General features: G+C 38.7%; 13 protein-coding genes and 2 tRNA genes. 8 read left to right on the plus strand and 7 right to left on the minus strand.

Annotation, left to right across the window (positions count from 1 at the left end; all coding sequences use genetic code 11):
* A partial coding sequence (gene trpD / locus JWR23_RS07975; protein WP_299515134.1) for an anthranilate phosphoribosyltransferase occupies positions 1–695 on the minus strand: 695 nt, incomplete at its 3' end.
* Between the two features lie 330 nt (positions 696–1,025).
* Between trpD and JWR23_RS07980 the strand changes: the two genes are divergently transcribed.
* A complete protein-coding gene (locus JWR23_RS07980; protein WP_299515135.1) occupies positions 1,026–1,973 on the plus strand; it encodes an ion channel in 948 nt (315 codons plus the stop codon).
* 54 nt (positions 1,974–2,027) lie between these two features.
* Here the strand turns inward: JWR23_RS07980 and JWR23_RS07985 are convergent, their stop codons facing one another.
* From JWR23_RS07985 to recR, 3 genes are read right to left on the minus strand one after another with little or no spacing between them, the layout of a single operon-like run.
* Positions 2,028–2,843, minus strand: coding sequence for an SDR family oxidoreductase (locus JWR23_RS07985; protein WP_299515136.1), 816 nt, complete (start codon positions 2,841–2,843; stop codon positions 2,028–2,030).
* A complete protein-coding gene (locus JWR23_RS07990) occupies positions 2,827–3,660 on the minus strand; it encodes a glycosyltransferase family 2 protein (RefSeq protein ID WP_299515138.1) in 834 nt (277 codons plus the stop codon). Before JWR23_RS07990 ends, JWR23_RS07985 begins: the two co-directional genes overlap by 17 nt.
* A gap of 2 nt (positions 3,661–3,662) precedes the next feature.
* Positions 3,663–4,280: a recombination mediator RecR gene (recR, locus tag JWR23_RS07995; RefSeq protein ID WP_299515139.1), complete on the minus strand. Its 618-nt coding sequence runs from the start codon at positions 4,278–4,280 to the stop codon at positions 3,663–3,665.
* A 158-nt stretch (positions 4,281–4,438) separates the two neighbouring features.
* Here recR and JWR23_RS08000 point away from each other — a divergent pair, with 158 nt between their 5' ends.
* Together JWR23_RS08000 and JWR23_RS08005 are read left to right on the plus strand one after the other, a co-directional pair.
* The gene (locus tag JWR23_RS08000; protein ID WP_299515140.1) at positions 4,439–5,920 is read left to right on the plus strand and encodes a sodium:solute symporter; all 1,482 of its coding nucleotides are present in this window, start codon (positions 4,439–4,441) and stop codon (positions 5,918–5,920) included.
* Positions 5,921–5,949: 29 nt separating this feature from the next.
* Positions 5,950–6,657 carry a TIGR00730 family Rossman fold protein gene (locus JWR23_RS08005; RefSeq protein ID WP_299515141.1) on the plus strand — a complete coding sequence of 236 codons (708 nt, stop codon included), beginning with the start codon at positions 5,950–5,952 and terminating at the stop codon, positions 6,655–6,657.
* Positions 6,658–6,743: 86 nt separating this feature from the next.
* On the opposite strand, the gene JWR23_RS08010 is transcribed toward JWR23_RS08005, so the two are convergent.
* Complete coding sequence (locus tag JWR23_RS08010; protein ID WP_299515142.1) at positions 6,744–8,672, minus strand: redoxin domain-containing protein; 1,929 nt, start codon at positions 8,670–8,672, stop codon at positions 6,744–6,746.
* Positions 8,673–8,775: 103 nt separating this feature from the next.
* Between JWR23_RS08010 and JWR23_RS08015 the strand changes: the two genes are divergently transcribed.
* Both JWR23_RS08015 and JWR23_RS08020 read left to right on the plus strand, forming a co-directional pair.
* Complete coding sequence (locus JWR23_RS08015; protein ID WP_299515143.1) at positions 8,776–10,002, plus strand: TCR/Tet family MFS transporter; 1,227 nt, start codon at positions 8,776–8,778, stop codon at positions 10,000–10,002.
* A gap of 44 nt (positions 10,003–10,046) precedes the next feature.
* The gene (locus JWR23_RS08020) at positions 10,047–11,330 is read left to right on the plus strand and encodes a TCR/Tet family MFS transporter (protein WP_299515145.1); all 1,284 of its coding nucleotides are present in this window, start codon (positions 10,047–10,049) and stop codon (positions 11,328–11,330) included.
* Between the two features lie 76 nt (positions 11,331–11,406).
* Here JWR23_RS08020 and JWR23_RS08025 read toward each other — a convergent pair whose 3' ends face one another.
* Together JWR23_RS08025 and JWR23_RS08030 are read right to left on the minus strand one after the other, a co-directional pair.
* On the minus strand, positions 11,407–12,000 hold the full coding sequence (locus tag JWR23_RS08025) for a DUF502 domain-containing protein (protein ID WP_299515146.1): 594 nt from the start codon (positions 11,998–12,000) through the stop codon (positions 11,407–11,409).
* Between the two features lie 12 nt (positions 12,001–12,012).
* Complete coding sequence (locus tag JWR23_RS08030; protein WP_299515147.1) at positions 12,013–14,475, minus strand: bifunctional UDP-N-acetylmuramoyl-tripeptide:D-alanyl-D-alanine ligase/alanine racemase; 2,463 nt, start codon at positions 14,473–14,475, stop codon at positions 12,013–12,015.
* 60 nt (positions 14,476–14,535) lie between these two features.
* Between JWR23_RS08030 and JWR23_RS08035 the strand changes: the two genes are divergently transcribed.
* The 3 genes from JWR23_RS08035 (at position 14,536) to JWR23_RS08045 (ending at position 15,292) form a co-directional block, all read left to right on the plus strand.
* Positions 14,536–15,018: a regulatory protein RecX gene (locus tag JWR23_RS08035; RefSeq protein WP_299515148.1), complete on the plus strand. Its 483-nt coding sequence runs from the start codon at positions 14,536–14,538 to the stop codon at positions 15,016–15,018.
* 68 nt (positions 15,019–15,086) lie between these two features.
* Positions 15,087–15,159, plus strand: a tRNA-Gly gene (locus tag JWR23_RS08040).
* Between the two features lie 48 nt (positions 15,160–15,207).
* Positions 15,208–15,292, plus strand: a tRNA-Leu gene (locus JWR23_RS08045).
* Positions 15,293–15,661: the final 369 nt, after the last annotated feature.

Consider the following 15,661-nt stretch of genomic DNA (forward strand, 5'->3'; position numbering starts at 1 on the left):
TTAAAATCGCACGTAAGCGAAATCTCATCATAACCTTCCAATGCATTTAAAATAGTATATTTTTTGTCAGATCGCTGATAAAGATAGGCATACATGCGCGCAAGCTCTAAATTATAAACGCCAACCAGCTGATTTTTAGGCTTAGCCGGATTAACCATTGGGCCCAGCATATTAAAAAATGTTTTAACACCAAGCTCCCTGCGTATCGGCGCTACCGTTTTCATTGCAGGGTGAAATAAAGGCGCATGTAAAAAACAAATGTTGGCCCTATCTATACTATATTTAAGATCGTCAATATTATTAGTGAATTTATAACCTAAATACTCCATCACATTAGATGAACCACAACCGGATGAAACACCATAATTACCATGCTTTGCAACTTTATAGCCTGCACCCGCTACTACAAACGATGCCAGGGTTGAAATATTAAAAGTGTCCTTACCATCGCCACCAGTGCCGCATAGGTCAATTAAATCATCTGTTCCCAAATCAACTGGTAAACATAGCTCCAGCATGGCGTCCCTAAAACCCTCCAGCTCAGTAACAGTTATAGATCGCATACAATAAGCAGTCATAAAAGCGGCCATCTGCGAATTATTATACAGGCCCTGCGATACCAGAGTTAAAATACTCTTTGCCTGTCCTCTGGTAAGTGTTTTATTCTCGAAAAGATGATTTAAAATTTGTTTCATATATTATCCCTTAAAGGGAAATTTTAGTTAAAGACCATTAAACGTTGTTAACAAAAAAGGGTTACCTTACGGCAACCCTTTAAATATAATTTTATAATAACAGGAGTTTGCCTTACGATCAATCGTTAAGCCACCACCAATTATTATTTAAACTTTTAATTATCATTATGTGGCAAATATGGAAATAGTTTTTTCTAAAAGCAAGCAGAATGAATAAATTTACGGTGTTAAGTTTAATTGGTTGATTGTGTTGGTTAAGTGAGTTGTTATTATCGGTCCAAAAAAACACTTATCTAACCCAATCAACTTAATCCAACCACTCAACCAAACATGGCTATACATAAACGAAAATTCAATCCCGAAGATGATCTTGGATTTGGCACCCAGGCCGTTACCAAAAGCCAGCGCTTAATAAACCAGGATGGATCTATAAATGTAAAACGTAAAGGGCTATCTTTATTTAACACCTCAAACAATTACCATACATTAATTACTATGGGCTGGGGTAAATTCTGGCTGTTGGTATTAACCGGGTATTTAATTGCCAATATAATTTTTGCATTTATATATGTGTCGTTAGGGCCCGGGGCATTAGATGGCGCCGTTGGAATTACTTATTTCTACCGCTTTATGGATGGGTTCTTTTTTTCGGCGCAAACTATATCAACAGTGGGCTATGGCCATATTAGTCCTCATGGAATGGCTGCTAACAGCGTAGCCGCGTTAGAATCAATGATGGGGCTGCTTGCCTTCGCTTTAGCTACGGGTTTGTTATACGGGCGCTTTTCGAGGCCATCGGCAAAAATTAAATATAGCGATCATCTGTTGGTTGCACCTTACCGCGATAACGGGAAAGGTATCATGTTTAGATTAGCCAATTTGCGCAGGAATACATTGATCGACCTGCAGATGGAGGTTATCTTCTCTTATAATGAAGATGTCGACGGTAAAAAAATACGCCGTTTTATATCCTTAGAACTGGAAAGAAAGCGCGTGAGCATACTAACACTAAACTGGACCGTAGTGCATCCACTTGATAATGACAGTCCATTAAAAGACATGACTGCGGAAGATATGGTAACCACCGAAGCTGGCTTTGCCGTATTACTTAAAGCGTTTGATGATACCTTTTCACAAACTGTGCATTCGCGTACCTCCTATCAATATGACGAAATAATATGGGGTGCCAAATTCAAGCCGGCATTTGACCGGGACGAAGAAGGCCGAATTGTTTTAAATCTGAATAAGATTGATGATTATGAGTCGATTGCTTTGTAGGTTAAAAAGATTACAAATTATACAATATATCGCCGCAGATAGCAGAAATTAATCTTATTTCAACAATGCATCCTTCTCCTTGGCAAACACATTATAAACCAGTTTATCCAACAAACCCGGTAGCAACTTGCTTAATAAAACAGTGAGTTTACCCTGGCGGGTCATAATCAAAGTACGTTTACGATTTTCTACGCCATCGGCAATAATTTTGGCTACTTCATCGGCAGTCATCATTTTTTCTTCGTGCAGGGTGCTTTCGCCTTGCTGGTTGCCATCTTTATTTAAAGCCGTATTACGAATGTTTGAGGCGGTAAAACCCGGGCAAGCAGTCATAACATGCACGCCTGTTTTTAAATTTTCTACCCTCAAAGCATCCAAAAAACCATTCATCGCAAATTTTGAGGCCGAATAGCCTATCCGCCCCGGTAAACCTTTATAACCGGCTATGGAAGAAACGCCTACTATACTGCCTTGTGCTTTTAATATCCCAGGCAATGCATATTTAGTACAATATACCATTCCCCAAAAGTTTACATCCATCAGGGTTTTTAAAACCTGCACATCAACATCTTTAAATAAAGCGCGCATAGAAATGCCTGCATTATTTACCAATATATCAATTTTACCATAGGTTGTAATTGCCTGGTTTATTAAATGGGCGCAATCACTTTCGACAGCTACGTCGCATTGTACGGCTACGGCTTTAATATTATATTGTTGTTCGAGTGCTTGTGCAATTTCGCACAGGGTAACATATTGGCGGGCAGCTAAAACCAAGTGGGCACCGCGCCGTGCAAATTCTGTAGCCAATGATTTACCAATGCCTGATGATGCGCCGGTTATTATTACTATTTTATTGTTCAACTTCATATTGTGGCGGGTACAGCTGTATGCCTTCTATCTTTATTTCAGGCAATTTAAACAGGTACTTGGCAGCGAATATAAGCATAGCTCCATAAAAATCCTTTATGTACTGCCAGCTAAATTTGGGCTGGCTATTGCTTTTAAAATTGATAATATATGTTTTAGGGTAGTAGTAGTTTTTAAATCCGGCTAAACGCATTCTGTATGATAGGTCAACATTATGACCATACCCAACAAAACGTTCATCAAACAAACCAATTTCATTAAAAACAGATCTGCGTATCAGCATAAAAGCATCATTTAATATATCAATCTCTGATGTTTGAAACTCTTCTACCCATGCTTTATGGTTACGGTTGGTTAAGCGTGATTTTGGTAAATTTTTTTCAAAGCCAATCAACTTAATAAATGCTATCCATTGTTTGGTTAACCCCCGGTTTGATTCGGTAAGGAAAGTCCCCTGCGGGCTAAGCATACGCACACCTAAACCATTTGCATCATCATGAACGTCCATAAACTCAAGTACTTTGCCTAAAGTCTCTTTGCCGCAAATAATATCCGCATTGACCAGTAAAATGTACTCTCCTTTAGACATTTCTATCCCCCGGTTACTTGCTTTGGCAATACCTTCATCTACAGAATTAGCAATTACCCGAATTTCCGGAAAATCCACAGTAAGCATTTCAACTGAATTGTCGGTTGATGCGTTATCAACTATAACAACCTCAAAATCAATACCATTTGAAGCTTTAATTAAAGAATTTAAAGCGAGTTTTAGCAAATCACAACGATTGTGATTAACAATAATTACTGATAGTTTCATACTTACCTGGATAAAGAATTTTCATACGGAACACGTGTAGCGATAGACCGACCTAATGTGATCTCGTCTACGTACTCCAATTCTCCTCCAAAAGCTATGCCACGAGCTATTGTTGAGATACTTATGTTGAAATGTTTTAATCTTTTATGCAAATAAAAGATGGTGGTATCTCCCTCCATTGTAGCGCTTAACGCGAAAATGATCTCTTTTACTTCCTCACTATTTAAGCGTTCAATAAGGGTATCCACTTCTAAGTCTGACGGGCCGATACCGTCCATCGGCGAGATCAATCCGCCCAATACGTGATATACACCATTATACTGGCTGGTGTTTTCTATAGCCATAACATCACGGGTATCCTCAACAACACATATCAGGCTGCGGTCTCGCTTAGGGGCCGAGCATATCTCACAAACCGCTTGATCTGAAATATTATGGCAGGTTTTACAAAATTGTATTTCGTTGCGTAGTTTGCTGATGGTAGCACTAAACTTTTCCACCTCGTCTTTATCCTGGTTAAGCAGGTGCAAAACCAGCCGTAAAGCGGTTTTTTGGCCTACTCCGGGTAATTTTGCAAACTCAGCAACAGCATTCTCCAGTAACTTTGACGAAAAGTTCATGTTACGAAGATAGGCAATAGTCCGGAAGTCCGAAAGATTGAATAAGTCTGAAAGTTTTTTGTTTAATGAAGTACTAATACATAACTTGTGAGCAAGAAATTTACCGTAATGTCATCAAACGATCTTCAGAAAATGACATTATCAAACTAAATTAGCGTATGTCCCCGGGAGTACTATTATCATTCATTGTAGGTTATTTTTTAATGTTATTAATCATATCATGGCTTACATCAAGAAAATCATCCGATAACGATACTTTCTTTGTTGCCAATCGTAATTCTAAATGGTATTTAGTAGCATTCGGGATGATAGGTACCGCATTAAGCGGGGTTACTTTTATATCCGTCCCTGGGAAAGTGGGTGCACAAAGTGGGGACGAATTTGCCTATTTCCAGTTTGTGTTGGGCAATGCGGCAGGCTTTATAATTATAGCAACTGTTTTACTCCCTTTATATTATCGTTTAAAGCTAACATCAATTTATAGTTATATTGAAGGGGCATTAGGTACCTGGAGCTATAAAACGGCAGCGGCTATATTTTTAATAAGCAGGGTTATTGGTTCGTCTTTCAGGCTATATCTGGTAGTTATAGTGCTGCAGAAATTCATATTTGATAGTTATAATGTTCCGTTTGCTGTAACGGTATTGATATGTCTGTTGCTAATTTGGGCCTATACATTTAAAGGCGGGCTAAAAACAATTATTATTACCGATAGCTTGCAAACGCTATTTTTGGTTTCATCAGTTTTCTTGTCGATACTTTTCATTTGCCGGGCAATGAACTTTAACATTTTTGAAGCTGCCGATGCTATAAAGAACAGCAGCTACTCAAAAATATTTTTCTTTAATGATTTTTTAACCAGCCATTTCCATTTTAGTAAAGAGTTTATTGGCGGTTTATTTATTACCGTTGGTATGACCGGGCTTGACCAGGACCTGATGCAGAAGAACCTGAGCCTTAAAAATATCCGCGAAGCGCAAAAAAACATGTTCAGCTTTACCGCGGTGTTTGTGGTTATTAATATTTTCTTTTTAAGTGTGGGCGCTTTATTATATATGTACGCCACGCGCTATGGCATTACGGTTACAAAAACCGATTACCTCTATCCCACTATCGCATTAAAGTATTTAGGTGTAGTACCGGCAATTGTATTCATGCTTGGGCTTACAGCAGCGACTTTTGCAACTACTGATTCGGCTTTAACCGCATTAACTACCTCGTTTTGTGTTGATTTTTTAGGTTTTAGCAAAAGCAAGGATATCAACAGTAAAAAAATGGTTAATACCCGTCATTATGTGCACGTGGCATTTTCAGGATTGTTATTTTTAACTATTATTATATTCAACTCTATTAATAATGATGCGGTAGTTAGCGCAATTTTTAAGGTAGCATCCTATACTTACGGGCCATTACTTGGGTTATATTCGTTTGGGTTATTTGTAAGCGGCAGGCAGGTTAAAGATAAGCTGGTGCCATTTATTTGTTTAATATCTCCGGCGATATGTTATTACCTGAGCGCTAACTCTGCCAAATTATTTGGTTATACGTTTGACAATGAGCTTATCCTGCTAAATGGAATTATTACATTTGCGGGCTTACTACTTAGCTCATCAACTAAAACAAAAGCGGTAATAGTTTAGCAATAGTTTAATTATACTACATTTAAGATATGACTGGCGAAGAAAAAATAAGACACGCGTTTGAAAACAAGAACTGGCAGGAAATTAAAGTAACCGATTCCTGGCAGATATTTAAAATAATGGCCGAGTTTGTTGACGGCTTTGAGAAACTGGCTAAAATAGGCCCCTGTGTATCCATATTTGGGTCGGCACGTACGCATAATGACAATCCATACTATAAATTGGCAGAGGACACTGCGAGGCTGCTCACAGAGCGTGGATATGGAGTAATATCAGGCGGTGGCCCTGGTATAATGGAAGCTGCTAATAAAGGCGCTTATGAGGCCGGCGGTAAATCGGTAGGTTTAAATATTGAGTTACCATTTGAGCAATTTCATAATAAATATATCGACAGAGATAAAGTACTTGAATTTGATTATTTCTTCATCCGCAAGGTAATGTTCATGAAATACTCGCAAGGGTTTATTGTGCTGCCGGGTGGTTTTGGCACATTAGACGAATCGTTTGAGGCTATTACCTTAATACAGACCGGTAAAATTGCCCGTTTCCCTATTGTATTTGTAGGCGTTGAATATTGGGGTGGCTTATTTAACTGGATAACCGAAAAAATGCTTAACCAGGAGCACAATATTCACCCGGACGATATGAACCTTTTCCGTTTAGTGGATACCGCCGAAGAAGCGACGCAGCACATCTTCCGTTTCTATGACAAATATGTATTGAAACCGAATTTCTAAAAAAAATGCAGGCGCAAAAAAGGGCGATGGTTTAAAACCATCGCCTTTTTTTATAAATTTTTATTCTTTACATCCTATTTTTTTAACTACTTAACTGGTGCTTTAACTGGGTTATTGGCTAACGTTATCATATTACTAACTTCGTCCAATACTTTTTCATCTGATCCCGAATAACCAACATATTTAAAGCGAATTACTCCGTCTTTATCAATTACAAATTTGGTTGGGATGCCTGAAACACCAAAAGCACTAACCACTTTTGCTTGCCTTCCATCGGCATTCTTTTCATCGAAAAGTACATGGAAGGTATATTTATTATCCTCTATAAACTTTTTAACGCCGGGTATATAATCTTCTACACTTTCCCAGGTATCAACAAATAAAAACACAACATTAGGGTCATCCTTATATTTGTTAACTGCTTTTTGCATACCCGGAAACGAAGCCTTGCACGGCCCACACCAGGTTGCCCAAAAATCTACAACAACAGTTTTACCTTTTAAGTCAGCCAGGGAAACAGTTTTACCATCAAAATCCTGAAGCGCAAAAGCCGGCGACGGTTGATTAAGCATCGTCTTTTCTAAATTGGCCATTATTTTCCCCTGAGAAATAGACTTTAAGCCGGCAACATATTCTGCATAACCATTATCGCTGCCATTAAGTTTAACATAGCTAACCTTTAAAGCAGGCTCCAGTTCGGGATCTATTTTTTCTGATTTCATCCCGTTTTCGGCTATCTCCTTGGCTTGCGCATAGTTACCTGTTGCATTTAATATCTGTACATAGTGCGCAATTACCGGCCCGCCTTTTTTATCACTTCTTTCGTACAAGGGCTGCTGAATTTTTAGTGCTTCGGCAAACTTACCCTCCTTAACTAAAATATAAGCATAAGTATCACCCACCATAAACCTATAACCGGCTGCATCATTTTTGGCTTTTGCTACTGTACCAAACGGGCTTGCAACAGGGTTTTCAAATCTATCATTAACAATATCAACAGATTGTTTTGATAACTTTTCTGCCAGTTCCATTCTTTCACCCTTTACTGCCAGCTGCCATGCTACACTATTTAGCGCGTTAAATAATATTGATTTATCATTAACCAAAGCAAGATATTTTTCACAGGCGTCGTAATTATTACTTTTAAGATACCCATATACAAGCTGCATTTTTAACATATCATATAAACTTGATGGCTCTATTGGATTTTCCGGAAAATGACGAACAAACACCTGGTATAATGAGTCCATTTTTTTTACATCTTTTTCTTTCATAATATCGTTTATCTCCGCATTTTTATCCACGGTACCCTGCGGAAATTTCAATTTGATCATAGCGGTCAAAGAATCGGCTTCTGGCTTTTTCTTTTGCATCATTAAAATCGAAACCGCTTGAAGCAGTTCCTTTTCGTCCCTGCTGTTTTTAAGATCAGCAAGTTTACTGTTTAGCAAAACAATGTCGTCCGGATCGGTAGAGATAGACAATGCCCTGTAATATTGACTCGCATATTCTTTTTCACTCTGTGAAAAAGCAGCTATTTCCTGTTTTAATAACTTAAGTGATCGCGCTTTATCTGCAGGTATTTTAGCTAATGAGTTTCCTAATCCGCTATAAACCATTGCTTCTGATGCATAAGCGCCCTGTATAGGTTCTTTTCCATTATACACCATGTACGTATAGCCCTTACCGCTATTATTATCAACGCTGGTATCTTTACTAATTTTAAAGAAAAACGCCCTTGCACTTACCGGTATAGTCAAACTCCCTTTAAGCAATTTACCCTGTTGGGTAAGGGTAATATTGTCAGCCGGATTTTTCTTTCCATCTATATAATAAATTGTGGCTGTAATGCTTTCTTTATTTGCAAGTTTTGTTCCCGCAGGGTCATAGGTAAAACTAATCGTTTCTCCCTGCGACGGAAATTGATCTGAAATGGTTAAATGATTTGTTTGCGCTGTTAATGTTTGACATACCAGCATGGCCGGTAATATCAACAGGTGATTTAGGCTTTTCATTGGTTTAAGTGGTTAGATTTCTTTGGACTGAAAACTATAATTTTAGTCAAGTTAACAATTATTTAATTAATATTTCCAAATTACTTTTATTTATTTTGCGGAGATGGATAAACCTGCCAAATCAAACAAACAAGCTGCTTTAGGATTTATATTTATTACCCTGTTAATTGATGTAACAGGCTTAGGTATAATCATACCGGTTTTACCTAAACTTATACAGACACTTATACATGGTAATTTAGGCGAGGCATCACGTTACGCCGGATTATTAACCTTAGCCTATGCTGTTATGCAATTTTTATTTGCGCCTGTACTGGGTAATTTAAGCGATAAGTTTGGTCGCCGGCCTGTATTATTAGGTTCATTATTAGGGTTTGGTATTGATTACCTGTTTCTTGCCTTCGCGCCAACTATCGGCTGGTTATTTTTGGGCAGGGCTATAGCCGGTATCACCGGGGCCAGTTTTACTACCGCATCTGCTTATATTGCTGACGTAAGTACACCCGAAAAACGTGCCCAAAACTTCGGGATGATTGGCGTGGCATTTGGCGTTGGCTTTATTATTGGCCCGGTTGTAGGTGGTATATTAGGCAAATACAGTACACACCTACCCTTTATTGCTGCCGCGGTTTTAGCCTTGCTGAATACAATTTACGGCTACTTTGTATTGCCTGAATCGTTAGACAAAGAACATCGCCGCCCATTTGAACTTAAACGTGCTAGTCCATTGGGTTCATTGCTGCAATTAAATAAATATCCCGCAGTGTTGGGGCTCGCTGCTTCATTATTTTTAATATACTTTGCTGCGCAATCTGTACAAAGTGTGTGGACGTTTTATACCATGAGTAAATTTGGATGGAACGAGGCCTGGGTAGGTTATTCTTTAGGATTTGTGGGTTTAACTGTAGCACTTGTGCAGGGTGGGCTTATACGTATAGCCATACCTAAATTAGGTAAACACCGCAGTATATGGATAGGTTTATTGTTTTATGCAGTCGGATTGATCTTATTCGCATTTGCTACCCAAGGTTGGATGATGTTTGCTTTTATGATACCTTATGCCCTGGGCGGTATAGCGGGCCCTGCCTTACAAGGAACGATAACCGAACAAGTGCCGCCCAACGAACAAGGCGAACTGCAGGGAGCGTTGACCAGCCTTGCAAGTTTGAGCTCCATATTTGGACCGTGGTTAATGACCTATCTCTTTTATAGGTTCACAAAACCCGGCGCGCATTTTATACTACCCGGAGCCCCTTTTATTTTAGGCTCATTATTAATGTTGTTAAGTGCCTTGCTGGCAGTAAGAAGTTTTAAAAGAAACACAAATTAAAATTATTGGTTATACCCACTGTTAAGTATACATTTTAACTATTTATGGCCGAAAAGCTTTCTCCTGTCAATAAGCTAACTAAAACAGTAACCAAATCAAAGCGATCTGCCGCGCTGGGGTTTATTTTTATTACCATATTTATTGATGTATTAGGGTTAGGCATAATTATACCGGTAATGCCTAAGTTACTGCAAACTTTAGGGCATGTTGACATTAGCACAGCCTCAAAATATAATGGCTGGTTAACCCTTATTTATGCTACTATGCAACTGGTTTTTGCATCGGTAATGGGCAATCTAAGCGATAGGTATGGCCGCCGGCCTGTTTTATTAATATCGCTATTTGGATTTAGCATCGATTATATGTTTATGGCGTTTGCACCATCAATTGCCTGGCTTTTTGTTGGGAGGTTTATTGCGGGGGTAACAGGGGCTAGTACATCTACCGCTACTGCTTACATAGCAGATATAAGTACCGGCCACAAAAGAGACGCGAATTTCGGCTTAGTAGGCGCAGCATCCGGCTTTGGGGTAATCATTGGTATTGCATTGGGCGCTTATTTGGGCGAGATCAACATTAAATTTCCATTTATGGCTGCGGCCGGTTTTGCGTTTTTTAATGGATTATATGGGCTATTTGTTTTACCCGAGTCTTTAAAACCTGAACATAGAAGACGCTTTGAGTGGAAACGTGCTAATCCGTTAGGTGCCTTAATAAGAGTATTTACAAAACATACCGGTTTAGCTGGATTAATAGGCTGTATAACGCTGGTTTACATTGCCCAAAAATCTGTTGAATATCTATTATCGTTCTTTTTGTTCGAAAAATTTAATTGGGCGTTAAGCAGCGTTGGCACATTGGGTATTTTTATTGGGGTTGTGCTTGTGGCTATACAAGGTGGTTTAATACGTTATACCATACCCAAATTTGGGCAGGAGAAAAACATTGTGTTTGGTTTAATATTTTATGCTATTGGCCTTATTTTAATTTCTTTTGCCAACCAGGGATGGATGATGTATGTATTTATGATACCTTATTGCCTGGGTGGCATTTCCGGACCGGCTTTACAAGGATTGACAACAAACCAGGTAGCCAAAAATGAACAGGGCGAACTGCAGGGTGCAATAACTATTATTAATAGCATAAGCGTTATTATTGGCCCATTTGTATTTAGCTTTATATTTTACCACTTTACCAAAAAAACCGCCGAAGTGTATTTCCCCGGAGCACCATATATTCTTGCGGCATTGCTTATGCTGATAAGTGTTTTCCTTGCTATACGCAGCTTCAAAAAACCAGTTAAAAAAATAAAGGTCGCCCGTTCTTGATGATATAGATTTTAAAAAGAATTGAGTAAACTTGTATTAATGAAGAAGTTGCTATTGGCTTATTGATTGATGCGTTTTAATCAAGCCCGCTCACACCGCCTGATATTACAAACTTCATCATATCTGCAGCGTTTTTATCAATAGGTTTCACCTTATCGGCAGCAATAATAACCACCTGCCCCGCAAATGAATAAGAATACGGAAAATATACAGCCACCTCGCCAGGTAAATTCAGTTTAGACAGATCCTTTTGAACAAGAAAACCTATCTTTTTTAAACCAAATTCATTAACCTCAACAATAACAGCCTCATTAAACTTTTTCTCATCGCCAACAAATGCTTCGGTAAGGTCTTTTATAGATGAATATAAAAAATTAAAAAAAGGCAGGCGATTTACCCAGCGCTTAAACCAGCGCTTTATTGGGTCGGTTACTACGTTGGTTACCAATATTCCTGCTATCATAATAATTACAAGAACATTTAATATACCCAGACCGGGGATATACATGGGCTTACCATTTCTGGTTGTCCATAAAATATCACTTAAATTTAATGCTGCATCAACACTTGAAACCGCCCAGAATATCAAAAAAGCCGCTGCACCAATAGGTACAACCACTATTAAACCTTTAAAAAAATAATTTAACAGGGCTCTTGCTAAGTTTTTCATGATCTGCAGTATCTACTCGTAAAAATACACCCTTTTTACGCGTTGCGAAATATTAGTTAATATTTCATACGGAATAGTACCTATTTGAGTTGCAAGCTCCTCAATTCTGTGCTGATCGTTAAATACAATCACCTCATCTCCTTCCTTAACCTCAACCGTACTTACATCTATCATACACATATCCATTGATATATTGCCTATTGTTGGAACCACTACCCCATTAACCATCATTTTACCTACCCCATTGCCAAAGGCACGCAAATAACCGTCGGCATAGCCAATACGTACGGTAGCTATTCTGCCACCCTTTGCCATAACTCCATTGCGGCCATAGCCTATAGTATCACCGGCTACTATTTTTTTTACCTGGGATATGCTTGTTTTTAAACTGGTAATGGGCTGTAATGCAGTATCAGTTGCCGAAACGGCTGAATCAATGCCATATAAGCCAATACCTAACCGCACCATATCAAACTGTGCCGACGGCCAACGGGTAATGCCCGATGTATTGGATAGATGTTTGATCACTTTATAACCCAGGCATTTCTCAATTTTTTTAGCCGCTTTTTCAAACCTGCTTATCTGCTTACCGGTAAAGTCATCATGTTCTGCGGCTTCGCTTGCTGCCAGGTGAGAAAATATAGATTGTATACGTATATATTTATTATCTTCCAGCAAGTCACATAATACTTCAACATCAAAAGGTTCAAATCCCAGGCGGTGCATCCCTGTATCGATTTTCAGATGTACCGGGTAATTTGCAACATCGGTTTGCTGCACATACTTTATAAAATCATCAAACAAACCGAAACTATAAATTACCGGTTCCAGTTTGTATTCGGTCAGCTTATCAAATGCAGATTGTTCTGCATTTAAAACCATAACAGGCAAATTAATACCCGCCTGCCGTAATGAAACCCCTTCATCTGTATACGCAACTGCCAGATAATCAACCTTATTATATTGCAGCATATTGGCCAACTCAAAGGTGCCGCTCCCATAGCTAAATGCTTTAACCATAGCCATTACCTTTACGCCGGGTTTTAATTTTGATTTATAATAATTCAGATTATTAAGTAAAGCGTTCAGGTTTATCTCCATCACTGTTTCGTGCGTTTTTTGAACTAAAGCACGGCTTACCTTCTCAAACTCAAAGCTCCTCGACCCTTTTATCAGTATAGTTTCTCCCTTAAAATTAAGGTTTAGTAAATGGTTCAGCAATTCGGTTGTATCCGTATAAAAAAACTTTTCGGATACATCAAAATATTCCTGGTGTTTTACCAATGCCTCACCTACCCCTATAAACTTGTCAATTTTTTTTGATTTAATAAGCTCTGCGACCTGTTTGTATAAAACATCCTCCTGTAAACCTGATTGAAAAATATCCGACAATACCAATGTCTTTTTTTGATGCTGATTTTGCTGATTCAAAAAATTCAAAGCGATCTCTAACGACTGAATATCCGAATTATAAGAATCATCAATAATAGAGCAATCATTTATTCCCGTTTTAAGCTCCAGGCGCATGCTTACCGCGTTAAGGTGCTCTAAACGCTTATCAGCCTCAACCGCCGAATAACCTAACGCCAGCAACGTTGCCCAGCAAACGATGGCGTTTTCTATGGATGCCTGATCAAGGAAAGGTATTAAGCATTCAATCTCTTTTTCTTTAAACTTAGCTCGCAGGTAGTAATTTTTTTTAATAACTGTTTCGCTAAAAACATACAGATCAGCCTGCTTGAAATTTTTACTCCAGGTAAAGCAATTTAGTGCTGCAATGTCTTTTTTATAATCAACCAGCTGGTCATAGTTATGAATAAGCAGCTTACAGTTTTTAAAGAGCTTTAATTTTTCTAATACTTTTTCGCGGGTATTTGCAAAGCCTTCGTCGTGCGCTGGGCCCAAATGTGTTAGCACACCAATGGATGGCTTTATAATAGCTTCAAGCTTATCCATTTCGCCGGGTAACGAAATACCTGCTTCAAATATGCCCAGATTATTTCTATCATTTATTTGCCATACAGAAAGCGGCACACCTATTTGCGAGTTATAACTTTTTGGGTTACGTACAATGTTTTTATCGGCCATCAGTAATTGGTATAGCCATTCTTTAACAATAGTTTTACCGTTACTGCCGGTAATACCTATCACTTCCAGATTAAAACGGTTGCGGTGATGCTGTGCCAGTGCTTGCAGGGCCGCCAGCACATCCACTACAATTAAACAATTAGCATCGGTCAATTTTATTTCGGGCCCTTGTTTTACCACAAAGTTGCGTACACCTGCTGCATATGCCTCGGCAATAAACTCATGGCCATTGCGCCTGCCGCTCAATGCGAAAAACAGCCCTTCGGACGCAGTGCTTATGCGACGGCTATCAGTAAGCAATACGCTTATGATGTCGTCATTTATTAAATCACATTCGGCATTAATAATTTGTTTAACTTCTTGTATGGTATACTGGTTACTTAGCATAGGGCACTAATTTGATTATATTTCTGTCAATAGAAGAATTTTTTAACAACTTTGGTTTTAATGGATATCCCTAAAAAACAAAAAATAACTGATGAGAAGATTGCCTTAACCAAAGCCGAGCATTATTGTGCATACCAGGAACGATCGCAACAGGAAGTTAGGGATAAATTATATGAGTGGGGATTATGGCCGGCAGCTGTCGAAAATATTATTTCACAATTAATAACTGCGGGTTTTTTGAATGAGGAACGCTTTGCAAAAGCTTATGTTACCGGAAAGTTCAGGCAAAAAGCATGGGGTAAGAACAAAATAAAACAGGGCCTCAAGTTTAAAAAAGTATCGGATGTACTGATAAAAAAAACATTATTAATTATTGACGGCGATGCTTATTTAAAAACCTTACAGCATATTTTAGAGAAAAAAGCCGGTTTACTTAGTGAAAAGGATACTTACAAACGCCGATATAAGCTACAACAATATGCAATAGGCCGCGGATATGAAAGCGATCTGATAGCGGATGTTTTGAAAAACAGCGACTTATAAAAACCTTTAAAAAAAATGCACTATTTTCTTGCAGAATGTGCATTTCTCTCTATATTTGCACTCCCAACGCGAAAGTAGCTCAGTTGGTAGAGCACGACCTTGCCAAGGTCGGGGTCGCGAGTTCGAATCTCGTCTTTCGCTCAAATCCCTTTCTCAAGAAGGGATTTATTGTTAAAGGTTTATACACCTGCTCAGATGGTGGAACTGGTAGACACGCAGGACTTAAAATCCTGTTCCCGTTAAAGGAGTGCGGGTTCGATTCCCGCTCTGAGTACTAATAAAACGAATCGACACAAAGCCTGATATAAAGATATCGGGCTTTGCTGTTAAAAGGGCACGACGGTCTCCTAAGCGCTAATTTCAAGCTTATATCCCTTACCGCGTATAACAACAATGTTGACATTGGGATCAAGTTCCATTCTCCTCGCGTACAAAGCCCCGATTTATCGGGGCTTTGTTTTTTTGCAGTGTTTTTAATGAAAATCTCATTGAAATCTGCGGTTGTCATAGTTCGGGACGGAACATCCAGACTAAAAGGCAAAAACATCCTTTAATCATTTTCAGGAAAGCGGTATCTTGCCCAGTTGCTGCATCAATTCCATTGTATCCATCTGTACCCAATTTTCCTTTAGTTTGCCATCCT

The organism is Mucilaginibacter sp. (assembly GCF_028288205.1).
GTDB lineage: Bacteria > Bacteroidota > Bacteroidia > Sphingobacteriales > Sphingobacteriaceae > Mucilaginibacter.